Here is a 19,517-nt window from a genome sequence, read left to right on the forward strand (position 1 = left end):
TCGATAATTTTAGATTGAAATAAAAATGTTTTGCAGGCTGAGTCGTCAACTATAATAAAAGCGCGATTTGATACCCGCAGAAGAGAATTATAAATCAAAGATCACTATGCAACCTGATCCTACAAAAAAAACAAACAGTAAACCTCCCGGCGTATTTAGTTTGCTGAAACCATATAAAGGGCTTGTGGCGCTGTTACTGTTATTTGCTTTACTGGGCAATGCCATGAACCTTTGGCTGCCTAAAATTATAGCTAACGGTATTGATGCCTACTCCAATCATCATTTTGTGATAAACGAGGTTATGGCCAAATTTCTGACGGCGACAATTGTGGTATTTTTGTTTGCAGGCTTACAGGCAATTGTGCAAATATATGCATCTGAAAAAGTAGCGCGTGATCTCAGGCAGCAACTGGCTAATAAAATATCCCGCCAAACCCATGCTTTTATCGAACAGGCAAATCCTTCAAAACTGTTAACCAACCTTACTTCGGATATCGATTCGATCAAACTATTCGTATCGCAGGCTTTGGTTTCTATTGTATCGTCGCTGTTTATCATTATTGGCTGCAGTGTTATGCTGCTAACCATTAACTGGAAACTTGCGTTGGTTGTGATCACTATTATTCCCATCATTGGCGGTACTTTTTTTTATGTTTTGAAAAACGTACGTGCTCTGTTTATGAAAAGCCGCGGTGTTATCGATCAGCTTAATAAGGTAATTAATGAGAGCATACTTGGCGCAGCACTCATCAGGGTAATCAACTCGCAGCAGTTGGAATACAATAAATTCCTTGCTGCCAATACCGAAGCAAAGGATTACGGCTTAAAGATCCTTGGTTTTTTTGCCGGGCTCATTCCCATTGTAACGTTTACCGCTAACATGGCAGCATTTACTATTTTGGTAATGGGCGGGCATTTTGTAATCAGCGGCAGCATGACCCTGGGTAGTTTCGCGGCTTTCAACAGCTACCTGTCGTTATTGATATTCCCGATATTCATTTTAGGTTTCATGAGCAACCTGATAGCCCAGGCTACCGCTTCATTTACGAGGATCAGCATGGTTTTGAATGCGCCGGATGTTACCGACGGTGGCCCGTTGAAGGATACTTTGCGCGGCGATGTGGAACTGAGGAACGTTACAATAAGCTACGGCCAAAAATCGGCGCTGAAAAACGTCTCATTTAAAGTAAATGCGGGTTCAAAGATCGCCATCATCGGGCCTACATCTGCCGGTAAAACACAATTGTTGTACCTGCTTACAGGTTTGATCAACGCTACCGAGGGAGAAGTGTTGTTTGATGGTAAAGATCTTGCCGAATATGACAGCGAAACCTTTCACCGGCAGGTTGGCTTTGTTTTTCAGGATAGCATCATCTTTAACATGAGCATCCGTGAAAATATAGCTTTCAGCGATACGGTAACTGATGAATCGCTTCAAAAAGCTATTGAAACGGCCGAGTTAAGTACGTTTATCGATAACCTGCCCGATAAATTGAGCACCATTGTTTCTGAACGGGGCTCAAGCCTTTCGGGCGGACAAAAGCAACGCATTATGCTTGCCCGGGCACTTGCAGTTAATCCAAAGGTTTTGCTGCTTGATGATTTTACTGCTAGGGTTGATAACAATACCGAAAGGAAGATCCTGGCAAATATTCAAAAGAACTATCCGGGTTTAACACTGATATCGGTGACCCAAAAGATTGCCTCTGTTGAACATTACGACCAGATCATTTTGCTGATGCAAGGCGAAATAGTAGCCAGCGGCGTGCATGATGAGCTGATGAAAACGAGTCCGGATTATGTACAGATCTTTAATTCACAGCAAAGCACCAGCAATTACGAACAGGGTGTTAACCATTAAACATGAAGTTAACGACTGAAAAAATATTGATTACAATGAACTACGATCTTAACCAATTAGGTAAAAATCAGCCAAAAACTTCTACGCTGGCCGGGTTAAAAAAGCTGCTCCAGCTGATAGCCCATGAAAAGCGTACACTCATCATTGCTTTTTTCGCCATCCTTGTTAACTCTACACTTAACCTGCTCGGACCGCTCATTATTGGTCATACTATTGACAAATATGTGCAGCACAAGGATTTCAGCGGGGTCTTACATAATGCGGCTATTTTATTTTGTATGTACCTGGTAGCTTTATTTACCAGCTATAAGCAAACCACGCTGATGGGAGGGGTAGGGCAAAGGATGTTATTTACCCTACGCAATTCTATCTTTAATAAGTTACAGCAGTTGCCGGTAGCCTTTTTTAATCAGAACAAGGCCGGCGACCTGATATCGAGGGTTAACAACGATACCGATAAGCTTAATCAATTCTTCTCCCAGTCACTGATGCAGTTTATCGGCAATATCTCTATTATGATTGGCGCCGGTATTTTTTTGCTGGCTATCAATATTGAGCTGGGAGCAGCTGCTTTATCTCCGGCCTTGGTCATCCTGTTTTTAACGCTGGTATTATCACCATGGATAAAAAGGAAAAATGCAGCAAATTTGAAAAGTACAGGTGCATTGAGCGGTGAGATCCAGGAGAGTATTAATAATTTTAAAGTGATCATCGCTTTTAACCGGCGCGATTATTTCAGGAAGCGTTTTGAGATAGCTAACAATCAAAACTATAAAACAGCTATTGGATCGGGCCTGGCTAACAACGTCTTTGTGCCGGTATATGGTTTACTTGCCAGTATGGCCCAGCTTACCGTACTATGCTTTGGTATCTACCTGATCAGTAAAGGTATGTTCTCTATAGGATTGCTGGTGAGCTACTTATCATATGCTACCAATTTTTATAACCCGTTAAGGCAACTAGCTGCCTTGTGGACAAACTTTCAGCTGGCGATGGCGGGCTGGGACAGGATCTCGCAGATCTTATCCCTTGAAACCGATTTGCCCGTGCTGCAGGCAGGCATTAACGAACCTAATGCTGCTTTATTGGAGTTCAGACATGTGCACTTTAGTTATGATGAAAGCCGGGAGATCCTCCATAATATCTGCTTTAAATTAGAGCGCGGCAAAACCTATGCCTTGGTTGGCCCAACCGGAGGCGGTAAAACAACAACAGCTTCATTAATAGCACGTTTGTATGACCCTACTAAAGGACTGGTGTTACTTGGCGGGAAAGATATCAGGAGTTTTACGGCCGAGGAACGCAGCCGAAAAATAGGCTTTATTTTACAAGAGCCGTTCCTGTTTACAGGCACGGTAAGAGATAATATACTTTATGGCAACGAGCTTTTTAAAGATCATACCAACGAAGAAATGGAACAGGTGATCAGGGATGCTAACCTGGGGAGCCTGCTGGCAATTTTTGAGGAGGGATTGGACACCAAAGTTCTATCGGGCGGCGACAGCATTAGCTTGGGCCAGAAGCAGCTTATTGCATTTATGCGGGCGGTTTTACGCAACCCGGAGATTTTGATATTGGATGAAGCTACGGCTAACATTGATACCATTACCGAAAAACTGCTGAGCGACATTTTGGATAACCTGCCTAAAACCACCACAAGGGTAATCATAGCACACCGTTTAAATACGATTGAAAATGCTGATGAGATCTTTTTTGTTAATTCGGGCGAGGTGATCAGGGCTGGATCATTTGATGACGCTATGGATTTATTGTTGCAAGGAAAGAGGGTAAGCTGATCTTTCTTGGGATATGGATATGCGGTATCACGGTTTTGCCTTGTTTTTTATCCGGATTTGATAAATCGTTTTAAATTTTTGGAGATAAATTGCCGGTATATAAAATAGTTGTCCGATCAACACTAAATAATTGCTAAATTATTTTTACAATTGCATATAAACTTAACCTAAGTTATGCATAAGTACAGCGGCGAAACGCGCATTTTAGTTGCAACAGATTGTATCATATTTGGATTCGACGGGGCAAATATTAAGTTATTGCTTGTTCAGCGTGGCCTTGAGCCCGAAAAACACAAGTGGAGCCTGATAGGTGGTTTTATAAAACCAACCGAATCACCCGAAGATGCTGCAAACCGTGTGCTTGAATTGCGCACCGGGCTTAAGAATGTGTATATGGAGCAGTTCCAGGTATTCGGTAAACCGGAACGTGACCCGGTAGAAAGGACCCTTTCCGTTGCTTATTTCGCGCTTATCGACATTCATAAATATGAAGCCCAACTAAGTGAAGAATATCACCCCGAATGGTTTTTACTGGATGAGATGCCCGATCTGATCTTTGACCATAATGAAATGGTGCGACTGGCTAAAAGACAACTGCGTTATAAAGCCGCGCTTCACCCGATTTTATTTCAATTGCTTCCGGAAAAGTTCACCATTCCGCAATTACAAGCCCTTTATGAAGGAGTTTATCAAACCAAGTTTGATGACAGGAACTTTAGCCGTAAGCTGCTTTCAACAGGTTTGCTTGTAAAGCTTCCTGAAAAAGATAAGCTCTCATCAAAAAAAGGTGCATTTTATTACAAGCTTGATCAGTCACATTACGAGGAAAATTTTGAAAAGTTCCTGAATCTGGTGCCCAACCCTGATAAGTTTTTTTGACATGCACGACAAATGCGTTTTAATATTTTAGTGACAACGCCTTGTTGTTTATATAGCTGACGAAATGATGTCGGTTAGCTATTAGCATCAAATAATACTTGTTTTATAGCTTGATGCGGGTTAAACGCACCCGGTCTTATCAGCATGTTTTTACTAATAACAGGCGCAACATTCGGATGTATGTGATTACTTAGAAAATATGTTTAGTGTCAACCCTGTAAAAAGATAGATAATTCATTATTAGATATTTGTATGTGTTATATTTAAAATGTGTTAAGTCGTGTTAACCCCGGTTAGCTGCGTGTTTCCTGTTTTAACATGTTTTTTAATTACCACCTGAACCTGCTGACCGGGTTTTTAAATAGCCATATTTTTTCTGACACCGTTATCGCGGGGATTAACAAAACCATTACTACATCATGATAACGTGACGATCTGAAATACATCATTTAAAATGCTCTTGAAGTTTATGATCTGCGGAAAAGCGACTTGAGCTTAGTTATAAATTAAACGTAGCTAATTATGAAATTGACCGGGCAATTAAACGGCTGGTTATTTTATATAATCATACCGTATAAATTAAAGGTTTTTGTATTTTTAAAGGGTTAGTTTAATACTACAAAACCAAATCCAACTGTACACCTTTGAGCAAGATAATTTTTTTGCGGTCGTTAAGCCTCTCTTTTATTTTCATATGCATTGCTATTTGCACTAACGCGCAAGGTTCAAACCAGGGTACGGAGTTTTATACCGCATATATTGACCACGTTGATGGTGCAGCAGGCAGTCCTACCGCGTTGGGCAGGGGTAGTCAGATGGACCTTTACATAACTGCCGACGTAAATACCACTGTAACAGTTAAAGTTGCAGATGGCAGCTTTTCAAGTACCTATCAGGTTAACGCAAAGGATATATTGACGGTAGCTATCCCACCCGAAGCCTTTATCGGAAACCAGGGGCAGTTTTTAAAGGGGATTCATATCACGTCGTTAAAACCTATTGCAGTTTACGCGCATATTTTTGCAGAGAACGTATCCGGCGCAACGCTTCTGCTGCCCGTTAATACGCTCGGTAAAGATTACCTCTCCATTAACTATAAACAAATATCAAACTCAAACAACGGCACAAAAAATACTGAAGAAGTACCCTCATATTCAACCTTTGCGGTAATAGCTACAGAAGATAATACCACTGTTGAAATAACCCCCTCGCAGCCACTGCTAAACGGGATCCCTGCAAACCAACCATTTACCGTTAATTTGAAAAAAGGCGAAGTATACCAGGCCTTATCAGCTACTGACCTTACCGGCAGCCGCATTCGCTCAATTGTGAGCGCTGCCGGGGCCTGTAAAAAAATCGCTGTTTTTTCGGGCAGCTCAAAAATAAGCATAGGATGTCAGGGCGATAAGGGATCATCAGATAACCTCTTTCAGCAGGTTTATCCTTTAGCAGTTTGGGGTAAGAACTATGTAACCGCACCTTTAAAAGGGCGCTATTATGATATCTTAAGAATAGTGCTTAGTTCGCCCGATACAAAGGTTACTGTAAACGGTGCCGCGCCAACGGGAGGGCTGAACAATGGTTTGTATTACGAGTTTACATCAACTACAACTAATGTTATCACTGCCGATAAACCAATCCAGGTAGTGCAATATGCAGTAACCCAGGGCGAAGGTTTAAATTGCCAGTTTATTCAAGGTGATACAGGTGATCCTGAAATGATCTATCTGACCCCGATTGAACAAACACTCGATCACGTTACGTTAAACTCAACCGGAAACTATCGGATCCTGAATAATTTTATTAATGTTATTATTAAAGCAGCTGCGGTGCCAACGTTTTCGCTCGATGGAGAACCTTATACTCAGTTTTCTCCTGTGCCGAACAGTATTTATTCTTATGCACAAATCAGCGTAAATGCAGGTGTACATAATATCAAAGCATCCGACGGGTTCAACGCAATTGCTTATGGGTTTGGCAAAACGGAATCATATGGTTATGCTGCGGGCACCAACCTTAAAAACCTGAATGAGTTTATTGTATTATTAAATCCTGCGGACAAGACGGTGCAGGCCAATGGCTGTACTGATACTCATTATAAACTGCAGCTTACGCTGCCATTTCAAACCAATAAAATAAGCTGGGACTTTAAGGATGGCAGTGCTGCTGTTGTTGTAGACAACCCAATACCAACCGGTTCCATCATAAAGGATTCGAAGGTGCTTTATACTTATGAATGCCCGGTAGATAAAACCTATACCGACGGCGATTATAGTGTGGTGGCGACTGTATTTAACCCTATTGCAGACGAATGCGGATCGAATGAAGACATAGAGTTTGATTTTAATATCTCGGTGCCGCCGGTTGTAAAGTTTAGTTTTGCAAATACCTGTTTTGGTAGCGATGTTCAATTCACCGATCAGTCAACCTCAGGTACACGGCAAATTAAAACATGGCGATGGGACTTTGGCGATGGGTTAACTGATGTTGTGCAAAACCCTGTACACAAATACGCCCAACCCGGTTATTACCTGGTTAAACTTTTTGTTACCAATGAAAATGGATGCGGCGCTGCATCTGATCCAATAAAAATACATATATCAAAACCACCTCTTGCATCTTTTAGCTATTCGTCGCCAAGCTGTACAGGTCAGGATGTTACATTTACGGATAACTCCACATCTGCCGAAGGAAGTATCATTAGCTGGCAATGGGACTTTGGTGATGGCACACCGGTTGAAACCCTTAAAAGCAAGAACCCATTTAATCATACGTTTAGTGGACCGGGAGATTATTTGGTTAAGCTAACCGTTACAAATGATAATGGTTGTACAAGTAATATAGCCCCGCTGCCTGTCAAAGTTTATCCTGTGCCGGTAGTTGATTTTTTGTTGCCCGATGCCTGTGAAGATGACTTTGTTCAGTTTACTGATCAAAGTACAATTGCTGATGCCACAGAAGCTGACTTTACCTACGAATGGAATTTTGGTGACCCTAATGCAGCACCAGCTAACCCGAATATTTCCCACGGTAAAAACCCGAAGCACAAGTTTTTAGCCGGCAATTACCAGGTTACACTTAGGGTTACTTCAAAAAATGGATGCTCTTTTACATCGGCTTCAAAGTCATTAACAATTAACGGTAGTAAGCCAAAAGCTAAAGTAATTATTAAGGATCCGGCAGGTTTGTGCAGCGCTCAGGAAGTGTTTTTTGAAAACCAATCCTCGGTTAATTTCGGCGAGATTACCCGGCTGGAGGTTACTTATGACATCAACGACCCATCAACTACGGTAGTTTATGACCATCCGGCATATGGTAGGCAACTCAGGCATAAATATCCTTTGTTCACATCAGGATCGCGGCAGGCTATCTTGCGAGTAATTGCATATTCGGGTACATCATGCTCTGATGTCGCAGAAATTCCGGTTAATTTAAAAGCTTCGCCTGTAGTCACCTTTGATCAGGCGCCTGTTTTTTGTATCGAATCGGAGCCCAAAAAATTGATTCCCCAAATTAAAGCCCCTGCCGGTTCGGGCGTATTTTCAGGAACTGGTATTAGTACAGATGGTGTGTTTAACCCTGCTGTTTCGGGCGTCGGCGAATTTGATATCATGTACATTTATACCACCCGGGACGCGTGCGCTGATACAGTTATGCAGCAGGTTAAGGTAGATGTATCGCCTGTTGTAACGTTGGGGCCGGATTTTACTATGCTTGAAGGCACAAAGCGCGTTTTAAAACCCATAGTAAACGATAATAACTTAAGTTATAAATGGACACCGGCAACAGGCCTTGATCATGATGATGTGGCTAATCCTGTTGCAAGTCCGTCGCAGGATATTACCTATCAGGTAGTGGTTACATCGGCACATGGATGCCAGGCTATGGCCAGCGTATCGGTAAAGGTTTTAAAATTTTTAGTCGTTCCCAATGTGTTTACGCCTAATGGAGATGGGGTAAATGACATTTGGAATGTTAAATATTTAGAAAGTTATCCAAATAATAAGGTTGACGTATACAACCGATTCGGAGAAAAGGTATATTCGTCAATTGGTTATAGTGTACCCTGGGATGGGAAATACAAAGGCTCATATTTGCCTCCCGGGACTTATTATTATATTATTGATCCGAAAAATGGCCGGGAGGTTATTGCAGGTAATGTGACCATTATCAAATAAAATGAAGCGAATTTTATATACTCTACTTATTATTGCCGTAACAATTCAATTAGCAAAAGCACAGCAACGGCCGCAGTACACTCAATACGTATTCAATAATTACCTTTTAAACCCTGCGTTAAGCGGTATTGAAAACTATACCGATGTAAAACTGGGTTATCGCAGCCAATGGACAGGGCTTGAAGGTGCACCGGTAACGTCCTATTTTTCAGTAAACGCGCCTATAGGTAACCGGTTTTTGCAGGGCGATGCCACTGCATTTCCTGCGGGTGGAGGTTTAAACCCATCAAGCAGGTCATATACACAAAATTACATGGCTGCCGAGCCGCATCATGGCGTGGGATTAATGGTGGTGTCTGATAAAACAGGCCCGATAACACAAACCAATATTGACGCTACCTACGCTTATCACCTCGGCCTTACCGAAACATTGAATTTAGCGGTAGGGGTGTCTGCTGGGGTAAGTCATAATATTATAGATAAAAGTAAACTTACCTATGTTGATCAAAATGACCCAACCATTAATAGCATCGCGGGGGCGCAGTGGAAACCTGATTTGGGAGTAGGTGTATGGGCTTATTCATCTAATTATTTTTTTGGCGCGTCGGTACAGCAAATCCTTCCGCAAAATTTATATGTAACTACTTCGACAACTGCTGTACAAAACAAAACGGTACCGCATTATTTTGTGACTGGTGGCGTTAAGCTTTTTGTATCTGATGATATTACGCTTATGCCTTCGGCCTTGTTGAAATTTATAGCACCGGTTCCGGTAACTTTTGATGTGAACATGAAAATGTCATTCAAAGACAGGTTCTGGATTGGTGGTTCATACCGCCGCAATGATTCATATGCCGCATTGGTTGGATTTAACCTAAGTTCGCTTATTAATGTTGGCTACTCATACGATTTTACAACATCTGCCCTGAATACGGTTAGTCATGGTTCGCATGAAATTGTGTTAGGCATCCTGCTTAATAATCGATATAAAGTAACTTGCCCTCAGCATACTTTTTAATTTTAAAAAGCGTTTTTAATATACTGGCGGATAAACTACCGTATCGTTCGAGATTAGTCCGAATCAAGCTCTGTAATCTGGTTCGGCTCGCGAAGGCGCAATTATGCCATGCTGCATAACATTTATAAACTATTTTGAAGCTTCCTAATAATTACAACTATAATAGTTTTAATTTGCGATATTTAATTTCTTAAAAGGATAAAAAATAAAACAATACAATTGTTTCGTAGGTTTATTAAATAACAACTAAAATTAAAACCTATGAATACCAATAATGAAAACTGGGGAAACCAGGATAATGATCGTAATGATTTTGAAAACAACACCAACTCATTTTCTGTGAATGGTGATGAAACCGATCCAAACCGTGATCTTGAAAATGATGATGATTTGGATGAGGTAAATGATATAGTAGACTATGATGAACAGCCTGAGGTAGAAAAAACCGAAGACGAACAGGTGGGTACCCATAGCCAATCGGAGATTGATCAACCCAACAGAAGTGCCGATACTTCATTTAGTGAGCAAACAGATGTAACACCGCCGAATAAAAAGGAATTTCCGTCGGTAGGCCCCGCTAAAACTGATTTTGAGAGCCGCCCGCAAGGACGCACCACCGGCAGGATGGTTGGTCATGAACCAGGAACTGAAGGAATTTAGTAAAAGGAGGGTATAATCATGAATGATTATAAAAATAACTATCCTGCTTCCCGGCAGGGTAATATTAAGGAGACCAGGGAAAGTAACATTAAAGACAGCTATAACTATGCTGCCCGAAACAATCCCTGTCTTGAAACAAAAGGTCCTCAAAGAAAACACTTTAAAGTTTTACATGAGGATGGGAGCCTGGCTGATCTTCCGGATCCAAATGTTGAAGGAGCAGGTGTCGGAGATGGCACCATAGGCCGTTAAGCAAAAAAGGTGACCGAAATGGCCACCTTTTTTTGCTGTTATGATTAGATATAAAATTACGTGGTATAACCCAGAATTTTCAATACTTGCTTGCTGTTTTGCTCTTCTCCAAACACCTCAAAGTTAAACGTTTCGTCCCTGTTACGGCGAATGATCACATGCTTGGGTGATGGCAGCAGGCAGTGGTGGATACCGCCGTAGCCACTTAATACTTCCTGGTAGGCGCCGGTATTAAAGAAACCTAAATATTGCACCTTACGGGTTTTAGGCATAAATACGCTGTTCATATGCGCTTCCTGGTTGTAATAATCCTGCCCGTCGCAGGTGATACCCCCAAGGTTTACACGTTCGTATTCCGAATCCCAGTTGTTAACCGGCAACAGGATGTACTTTTGGTTCAGCGCCCAAACGTCTGGCAGATTGGTAATGAACGAGCCATCAAGCATCAGCCAGCGTTCGCGGTCGTTTTGTTGTTTACGGCCTAATACCTTGTACAGGATACCAGAAGCTTCGGCTACAGTATACTTACCAAATTCGGTAATGATATCCGGTTCCATCGTGTCATGCTCGGCACATATCTCTTTGATCCGGCTTACTATTTCGTTGATCATGTATTCATAATCAAAATCGAAAACCAGTGAATCTTTAAATGGCATACCACCGCCAATATCAAGCGTATCCAGATGTGGATTTACTTTTTTGAATTTACAGTAAAGAGTTACATATTTTTCAAGTTCATTCCAGTAGTATGGTGTATCGGAAATACCCGAGTTAATGAAGAAATGTAATAGCTTAACCTGGAAGTTAGGGTTATCCTCAATTTTGTTATGATAAAAATCAATAACATCTTCCATACGCACACCCAAACGTGAAGTATAAAACTGAGAATCAGGCTGCTCTTCAGCTGCAATCCGGATGCCCAGGTTACAAGGAGTGTCCATCTCAATTTCGTCGTCGTAAAGGTTAAATTCTTCTTTATTATCCAATACCGGAATGATGTTTTTAAAGCCATCATGTAACATATCAATAATATATGTTTTGTACTGGAAGGTTTTAAAGCCGTTACATATTACGGTTATTTCCTTTGTTACAGTACCTTTTTTCTCCAGCGCGTCAATCATAGGCATATCAAACGCCGATGATGTTTCCAGGTGAATCTCGTTTTTCAGGGCTTCTTCAACAATGTGCTTGAAATGCGAGCTCTTGGTGCAATAGCAATATTTATAACTACCGCGATAGTTGTTTTTGATGATGGCCTGTTGAAACAGCAGTTTAGCTTGCTGGATCTTTTTGGATATCATAGGCAGATAAGTAAAGCGTAGGGGAGTACCGTACGTTTCAATCATCTCCATCAAATTTAGGTCCTGAAAGTATAGTTCATCGTCGATGATCTCAAAACCATCCTGTGGAAAGCCTACACTTAAGTCAAGAAATTCCTGATAACTCTGCATCCTTAAAAATTTTGGGCAAAAATGTAATTTTTAAACGGAATATTTGGCTATTTGTTAGGATTAATTTTATTGACAGAATGTAATGTTTTTGCCGTAGAAGCCAGATTAGCCATTACCTCCTGCAATACAGTGTGTTGCGGCTGATAATCAATAGATATTTTCGATAATAACCAAGCTACAACATAGGTGATCCGGGAAGGGGTAGCAAGCGCCTAAAATTTTGATAAACATACCTATGCTACAGCCGCTTCTTTGTTATATTTATTACGGTAATCAATTGGCGAGAGCCCGGTGATCTTTTTAAAAACTGTACGAAATGCCTTGGCATCGGTATACCCAACATCATACATTACCTCATTGATGTTTTTGGGGGTACTTTCCAATTGTTTTTTGGCTGCCTCAATTTTTACGCGCTGTATATATTCAACCGGAGTATTATTGGTGGCTTTTTTAAACCGTCGTTCAAAATGCCTGCGGCCAATAGCATACATTGATGACAGGTCTTCAACTGAGATTTTTTCGGTTACGTTATTTTCTATATATTCCTGAGCTTGCTTTATAGGATTGTCCTCGTGTTTTTTTTGCCCCGTGAACATCGCAAATGGAGACTGACTTTTTCGGTCGATCTCCAGGGCATAGATCTTAGCGGCCATGATGGCTATATCCCGCCCGGCATACTTTTCAATCAGTAATAGTAACAAACTCCAGTATGAAGTAGCGCCGCCACTTGAATATAAACCCTGCTGTTCGGTAACAATACGCCCGTCAACCAGCTTCACTTCCGGGAACATATTTCTGAACGCATCGGCTGTTATCCAATGGCTGGAACACTCTTTACCATTCAATAACCCTGTCGAGGCCAATATAAATGAGCCGATACAAAGACTTGCTATTTCTGCACCATTATTGTACTGGTTGATGATCCACGGTACAAAATCCCGGTTTACGTTTACCGCGTTTTGAAGATCGCCACTTATGGCAGGGATGATCACCATATCGCTTTTTTGCAGATCACTTAATAAAATATCCGTATGAACCGAAAACATGCCGCCATGCACCTTAACTTCTTTGGAAAGCCCAACCATCTGTACGTCAAAAACAGGTTGCCTCCCCATCGATTGTAAAAAATCGTTGGCGCCTGTGAAAATGGTTCTGGCGTCAACTATGCTGGCTAAAACCGCTTCATTGGGTATCAGGATGGCAACATGTTTCATTTTGTTATTGTATAACTGGTTATCTGGGATAAAGATAATGAACACTAAAGTCGCAAACAACCCCTTAACAAGTCCTTTTTACGTGCTACACAACTTTATCGCACCAAATAACTTTGTATCGTTAACAAACATATAATCACGCAAACCAAATATCATCATGAAACCAAAAACAATTAAAACCCTGTACTGGATCTTTACCGCCCTTTTTTTATTGGCTATGCTGGGCGATGCTTACGGGGGAATCACTATGCAGCGGGCTGGCAAAGATTCATTAGCTAAACTTGGTTATCCCTTTTACCTCATGGTTATTATGGGGTGGGCAAAAATAGCAGGTGTACTGGCCATAGCGCAAACCAGGTACCTGGTTATTAAAGAATGGGCTTATTCTGGCTTCACCATTAGCTTTATCGGTGCATTTTTATCGTGGCTTGCTATTGGAGCCGGGGCTGCCATGCTCATTCCGCCGGTAGTTATGCTGCTTGTTATGTTCTTCACCTACTATTTATGGAAAAGGTATGAGCAGGTAAAGGAACTGGGCTTAACCAACACTAAACTTGCCGGAAATACTGAACTGGCTTAGTGTTTTCAATTTTATTATAAATCCCGGGTTTGTCAAATCCGGTTTGCTTATTTATTACCATGCGCAAACTGATCGTATCCTTAAACATTACGCTGGATGGTTTTGTAGCGGCGGAGGACGAAGGCCTGGATTGGCATTATCAATACTGGACGGATGAAATAGCCGAGACAATAACAGAATTGCTTAGCCGGGCCGATACTATTTTATTGGGCAAAAACACATATCGGGCTATGGCTGCCTATTGGCCCTTTCAGGCCAAGTGCATGAATTTTCCGCGTACGGATATTGCTTATGCAGATATGATGAACAACTACCAAAAAGTGGTTATGTCGTCAACAATGACCTCCGCGTTGTGGAACAATTCATTACTGGTCAAAGGAAATCTAAAGCAGGTTGTTAAGCATTTAAAAAAGCAGCAGGGCCGTGACATCCTTACTTACGGAAGCATCAGTGTGGTCAAAAAGCTGGTGGCCGCGAATTTAGTTGATGAGTACCAGTTTTGGATCCACCCGGTAATTTTAGGCAATGGTAAAGCACTTTTCAACGGGGTAAAAAGCCACTTGCTTTTAAAACTGGTTTTAAAGAAAGTTTTTTCATCGGGTGTTATATTGATGGTTTATCAATCCCACAATTAACTTAGGTAACAGCATTAAACCGACCGGTTTAAAAAGGCATCTTTACTGCTGACACACTGTTGTCAATAGCGCATTACACCTTTGTATGTAAAAACGTGATCCGTTATGAACAGAGCCGACAGGTTGCTCAAGGTATTGGTGCTGCTGCAAACCAGGGATGTGGTTTCTATCGACCTGCTAAAATCACATTTTCATATCAGTACCCGTACAGCCTACCAAGACCTTGAGTGCCTGAAGCAATTAAAAATAACAGTGACCTTTGAAGCTGAAAAGGGATGTTTGGTTTTAGTTGCAAGCTGCCTTTCGCCGGATGGTAAAAGTGAGATCATTTCTCAGCCGATGCTGGTTATTCCGCAGGCCATAAAAAATGAGGTACTATTGACTATTCCGCGTGCGGTAAATGATGATCCTCAAAACTCATCGTCGTAATATCTTAGTTTTTCGGCAACTCATAAAAATTTACGCCTTCGCTGTTTTGAGCCAATTTAAAACGAGGGAACATCTGATTTTTGCGCAAAAATACGTATGAAAATACCGTATTTTAACGGATTGATATTTGGCCGATTGCTTTGTAAATTGGGGAATATTTTTATGCCTGCTAAACCCGCAACCTTATGTTTAATTCCCCAATTATCGATCTTGCGCTCACGCTGTCGTTTACCTATTTTTCGCTCAGCCTAACTGTTAGTACAGTTCACGAGTATCTGTCTGCCCTGCTCAACAAGCGGGGAGAGTATCTGAAAAATGCTATCGAATGTTTACTATTTGACCAGGACTGGAAAAAAATAGCAGAGAAGCTTTATAACAATCCGAACATTACATCTTTAAAAAAAGATACAAGCAGCTTGCCATCATATATCCCGGCGGGCAACTTCGCTGCAGCTTTAATGGATCAGTTTAAAGGTGATAAAAATATTATCCTTGATATGAATAAGATCCGGGATGTTTTAACAGATGACGGCATAGCAGCACAGGTTGGCATCTCTGCCGGGATCAGGAAACTTCTTCTTAATTTTTATGAGCGCGCCCAGGGCGATCTTCAGAGTTTTCAAAAACAGATCGAAACATTTTATAATTCGGCTATGGACAGGGCCTCGGGAGTTTATAAACGATCATCTCAGCTTATTGTGTTTATTATTTCGGTGGTAATCTGCGCCTCTTTAAATGTTGACACCATAAATATTGTAAACAAGCTTTGGGGTAACCAGGAAGCATTGAAACATACAGCCGACAATTTACAAACCGTAGTTAAACAAGTAAATGAAAAAGGATATAATCCTAAAACTGATACGATAAAGTTTGAAGCCAGCAAAGTAACGGTTATTAAAAACATACCTGCCGATACAAGTAAAAACGCACCTAACGCGAAAAAAGTCGCCCAGCAAATCAGCACAGTTAGTACGTTTCTAGTAAGCTCTGGTATCCCTGTGGGTTGGACGGCACAAAACACTCCAGATTTGAAGGGTAAAACATTCTGCCAAAGCCTTTTGTCGCTTTTAATCAAGATAACTGGTTTATTATTAACAGCTATAGCTTTAATGTTAGGCGCTCCTTTTTGGTTCGATTTGATCAACAAAATTGTAAGTTTACGTGCGGCAGGCAAAAAGCCTGAAGAAGAAGCAACCACACCAACTAAAAATACCACCGTAACCGTAAAACCAGTAGGCTAATGCGCATTAAAGTAACCAAGCTGCTTAATACCAGGGTAGGAGGCGCTCATACAACCTATCAAACCGGTGCTATAAGAGAGCCGGGTGACGAGATAGAAGTAACGGGCACTGTGCAGGGAGAGGAACTTGACGGAAACAACACCTGGTATAAAGCGAGCGACGATGCTAATAGTCATTATTGGAGCGGCGGGGCCGAACAAATAGATAGTGCCGGTGGCAATTATCAGCAATGGATGATTGACTTGAACCTCCCGGAGATTTGGGGCCGGTATGCAGGTACAGGCGTTGGTGTTGCTGTGGTGGACACCGGTATTGCGCCAGGCATAACAGACCTGTTTTATAATCAGAGTAAGTATTATGTTTATGGAGATAATGTTGAGATAAAAGACAATGCCGGTCATGGTACATTTTGTGCTTCCCTTGTTGGGCTACGGAATACCAGCGGCAACTATGTCGGTGTGGCTCCGGGCTGTAATTTATTCGCTTGTAAAATATCCGAAAAAAGAACATTTGAAAACACGGAGAGAGATGCCCAAAGATATGCTGACGCGATTAATTGGTGTGCAAAAAATCCTGATATTCATATAGTTTCAATAAGTTGGTCGTCGGGTATAAGCAATGCTGCTACTCTAAGTTTAATTCAGGAGGCTATAAACAATGCCGTAGCTAACAATAAAATAATTGTTTGTTCTATCGGAAATTCGATAGTATTTGGAGATACAAGAAAATATTATCCGGCCTGTTTGAAAAATACAATCGGGGTCGGCATGGTTCCGGATAAGGAGAATGGCTATCCTTGTATAAATGAGTTCCTGTCGCTGGTGATCAATGGCTCGCAAATAAAATCATATGATCAGAATAACGAATTGATAGCTGATAGCGGGAGTAGTTTTGCGACGGCTATTACATCGGGCATAATTGCGCTGATGATTCAAAAAATGAATTTTAGTTATTCATTTGCTATGATCACTGAAAAATTGGCGGCTATGACGCAGAAAACAACCTTCATTATAACCGAAGATGGAAACCCGCCAGCATCCTTCGATCTTCCACTGCTAAAACCCGAACTTCTATTGAATTTTTTTAACGATATTGTATGAAATATAAATATGCCTCCCTTTTTTTGTTCTTGCTTCTGTCCTGCAAAATGTTTGCGCAACAACCCGAAAGGCGCGTTTTTTATGATGTGTTATATTTAAAAAGTCTTTACGACAAAGACGGAAAAATAAGGATCAGCCCACAAAACAAGCCGTTGTTTGCTTATTATTTTAATCTCAAGAACACCACTAATGTAGATACTGTTATCAAGAAAAACCCTTTTTTTAGCCTGAACGGGATTTATGAAGCTGGCGGTGCAAGCGGAGGGACAATACCCAGCCCATCCGGATTACTACAATCCATAGGCTCACTTGATGTTACCAATCTTGCCGACGGTCTTGCAAAGTTTTTAGTGGAACGAACAAAGCAGGAACTTTCCACTGCCTTTTTTTCACGGTTTAAAAAGGAGCTGGACAGTACCAGGCAGTTGCAGTTATTATTCCCGGTTACTTACAAATCACTTACAGCTATAGATGTTGAGATCTATAATTACGCCGCCTATACGGATTTGCTGCGGGAGTCATTTCAGAAAGACCTGGCACTATTACTTCCCAATGTTTCCAATTTGATTGACGACCCGTGCATGGATCAATTGTTTGCTGCCATGCCCCACGTCAGGATAATCTTCATCGATGCCTTGTATATAGCCAACGAGTTTCATGAGGGTTCCCATCCCGGGGATATTTTTCATACCTATCTGGTTAATAAAGCAGGCAATGGCACCTTAAAGCTTGTAAATGAAAATGTATATCCGGCATTGCAAGCTTTTGATCTTTTTTCACAATCATTACGGTCAAATCAGAGAGATAAATACTGGGTCGATGCCGATTCGGCGAAGATGCTGTTTAGTAACCCTGTAACTTTCCAAATCTACCTTGGTTTACTTTATCAGCAATTGGAAAAAAAAGACATTAATTTCAAAGAGGGTTCAATGAGGCAATTTCTCAAAGATCGTAGTGGTGACTTTTTAAAATTTGAGGAAATTTATCAGAGTTATAACATTGAATTTATCCAAAAAGCAACAATAGTAAACAGGTATTTCATTAATTTAAAGCAACTTCAGCAAAAAGGTGAAAATACTTTTAATTACCAGGATTATTACGCGCTTTATAATTCATCACTTAATCTTTTTGAGCAATTATTGAAATCACCGGTGCTTTTAAATATCAATCCGACCAATATCACTATACCAATGATTGACAGGAACGATCCGAAGATTGATCAGTACCTGTCATCAGCCAGGAGTCTTGGCAACGTTTACATTGATGTTTACGAAAAGCAGTACCCATCGGCCATAGTTGAGCTTAGCGACGTTTACGATAACTTGTTTATTAATAAAGTCGTTACCAACCCAATAAAACAGGATTTGGTTACAAAACTTGCTGAAAAAAAAGCAGAATATAATAAACTGCAGGATGCAGTCGCCAAAACTGCCATAAAGAAAGAAATAAATGAACTTGAAGCGAAAATTGCAGCGTTCACCGAGTGGCCGGCAATAAATAAAATGTTTATTAAATATGCCAATTTTGCCGCTGAGGTATCAAAAGCGAAAAACAGTGACGAAGTAAAAAATGCTATTGAAGCAATTGCTTTACCGGTAGGCAGTTCAACCGTTAAACGCGAGGCTATTTTTAATGTTGCTCTAAACGCCTATGTTGGCCCTTATGTAGGTAAAGAAAAAGTGCATGGCATTGATGAAAAGTATAAAGGTACATACGGGCTCTCAGCACCGGTAGGAATTTCATTTAGCTGGGGGCACCGTTTATTATTTGTTCCTACGGGCGATAAAAAATGGTCGACTTCTGTTTTTGTTTCTTTAATTGATATCGGCGCACTTGCTTCATACCGTTTTACATCCGGAAGTACCCCAGTAGCAAAAGATACCAGCGCCACTGTAGCGCAGGTGCCCAAAATTGAGCTGAAGAATATCATAAGCCCCGGTTTGTTTTTATCTATAGGTATACCATCTACACCAATCTCAATTTCGGGTGGTTTCCAGGTTGCGCCAAATTTGCGTAGCGTTAGTTTAACAGGAGCCAATAAAGATGTGATAACTAACACTTACGGCGATAATAAGTTATATACACGTTGGTCGGTTGGGGTTTTAGTTGATATACCGATACTCAACTTGTTTACTAAAGGACGTTAATAGATTTGATTAACGGTTCGTCGGCCAACGATAAATGGAGGGCGAAGGATGGCAGCGCCATTTATAGCTTGAAATT

The 19,517-nt window shown here is 41.1% G+C and carries 15 protein-coding genes; 13 read left to right on the forward strand and 2 right to left on the reverse strand.

Translation table 11 applies throughout. The features are described 5' to 3' along the window. The first annotated feature begins 67 nt into the window (after window positions 1–67). From BLS28_RS03340 to BLS28_RS03370, 7 genes are all read left to right on the forward strand, one after another. Complete coding sequence (locus tag BLS28_RS03340) at window positions 68–1,861, forward strand: ABC transporter ATP-binding protein (RefSeq protein WP_256337328.1); 1,794 nt, start codon at window positions 68–70, stop codon at window positions 1,859–1,861. A gap of 2 nt (window positions 1,862–1,863) precedes the next feature. Further along, a complete protein-coding gene (locus tag BLS28_RS03345) occupies window positions 1,864–3,657 on the forward strand; it encodes an ABC transporter ATP-binding protein (RefSeq protein WP_256337329.1) in 1,794 nt (597 codons plus the stop codon). 174 nt (window positions 3,658–3,831) lie between these two features. After that, entirely contained in the window at window positions 3,832–4,536 is a 705-nt protein-coding gene (locus tag BLS28_RS03350; protein ID WP_090525482.1) for an NUDIX hydrolase, read from the forward strand. A 644-nt stretch (window positions 4,537–5,180) separates the two neighbouring features. Beyond that, window positions 5,181–8,714, forward strand: a complete 3,534-nt coding sequence (locus tag BLS28_RS03355) for a gliding motility-associated C-terminal domain-containing protein (RefSeq protein ID WP_091162856.1) — start codon at window positions 5,181–5,183, stop codon at window positions 8,712–8,714. Window position 8,715: 1 nt separating this feature from the next. Then, window positions 8,716–9,732 (forward strand): PorP/SprF family type IX secretion system membrane protein, encoded by a 1,017-nt coding sequence (locus tag BLS28_RS03360; RefSeq protein ID WP_090525486.1) that lies wholly within the window; start codon window positions 8,716–8,718, stop codon window positions 9,730–9,732. 261 nt (window positions 9,733–9,993) lie between these two features. Beyond that, the gene (locus BLS28_RS03365) at window positions 9,994–10,392 is read left to right on the forward strand and encodes a hypothetical protein (protein ID WP_091162857.1); all 399 of its coding nucleotides are present in this window, start codon (window positions 9,994–9,996) and stop codon (window positions 10,390–10,392) included. An 18-nt stretch (window positions 10,393–10,410) separates the two neighbouring features. Beyond that, a complete protein-coding gene (locus tag BLS28_RS03370) occupies window positions 10,411–10,644 on the forward strand; it encodes a hypothetical protein (RefSeq protein ID WP_091162858.1) in 234 nt (77 codons plus the stop codon). A gap of 56 nt (window positions 10,645–10,700) precedes the next feature. On the opposite strand, the gene BLS28_RS03375 is transcribed toward BLS28_RS03370, so the two are convergent. Then, complete coding sequence (locus tag BLS28_RS03375) at window positions 10,701–12,095, reverse strand: arginine decarboxylase (protein WP_091162859.1); 1,395 nt, start codon at window positions 12,093–12,095, stop codon at window positions 10,701–10,703. 233 nt (window positions 12,096–12,328) lie between these two features. Next, window positions 12,329–13,309 (reverse strand): GlxA family transcriptional regulator, encoded by a 981-nt coding sequence (locus BLS28_RS03380; protein ID WP_090525495.1) that lies wholly within the window; start codon window positions 13,307–13,309, stop codon window positions 12,329–12,331. 157 nt (window positions 13,310–13,466) lie between these two features. Between BLS28_RS03380 and BLS28_RS03385 the strand changes: the two genes are divergently transcribed. The 6 genes from BLS28_RS03385 to BLS28_RS03410 all read left to right on the forward strand — a co-directional run bounded on the left by BLS28_RS03385 (window position 13,467) and on the right by BLS28_RS03410 (window position 19,441). Next, the gene (locus BLS28_RS03385; RefSeq protein ID WP_091162860.1) at window positions 13,467–13,889 is read left to right on the forward strand and encodes a DoxX family protein; all 423 of its coding nucleotides are present in this window, start codon (window positions 13,467–13,469) and stop codon (window positions 13,887–13,889) included. A gap of 59 nt (window positions 13,890–13,948) precedes the next feature. Further along, window positions 13,949–14,524, forward strand: coding sequence for a dihydrofolate reductase family protein (locus BLS28_RS03390; protein ID WP_091162861.1), 576 nt, complete (start codon window positions 13,949–13,951; stop codon window positions 14,522–14,524). 105 nt (window positions 14,525–14,629) lie between these two features. Beyond that, a complete protein-coding gene (locus BLS28_RS03395; protein WP_091162862.1) occupies window positions 14,630–14,953 on the forward strand; it encodes an HTH domain-containing protein in 324 nt (107 codons plus the stop codon). A 185-nt stretch (window positions 14,954–15,138) separates the two neighbouring features. Further along, window positions 15,139–16,194, forward strand: coding sequence for a hypothetical protein (locus tag BLS28_RS03400; RefSeq protein WP_091162863.1), 1,056 nt, complete (start codon window positions 15,139–15,141; stop codon window positions 16,192–16,194). Beyond that, complete coding sequence (locus BLS28_RS03405; protein ID WP_091162864.1) at window positions 16,194–17,294, forward strand: S8 family peptidase; 1,101 nt, start codon at window positions 16,194–16,196, stop codon at window positions 17,292–17,294. The genes BLS28_RS03400 and BLS28_RS03405 overlap by 1 nt, the downstream gene beginning before the upstream one ends. Next, a complete protein-coding gene (locus BLS28_RS03410; RefSeq protein ID WP_091162865.1) occupies window positions 17,291–19,441 on the forward strand; it encodes a hypothetical protein in 2,151 nt (716 codons plus the stop codon). Before BLS28_RS03405 ends, BLS28_RS03410 begins: the two co-directional genes overlap by 4 nt. The last annotated feature ends 76 nt before the right edge of the window (window positions 19,442–19,517 follow it).

It is taken from the genome of Mucilaginibacter gossypii, from assembly GCF_900100945.1.
In the GTDB taxonomy this organism is placed as follows: Bacteria; Bacteroidota; Bacteroidia; order Sphingobacteriales; family Sphingobacteriaceae; genus Mucilaginibacter; species Mucilaginibacter gossypii.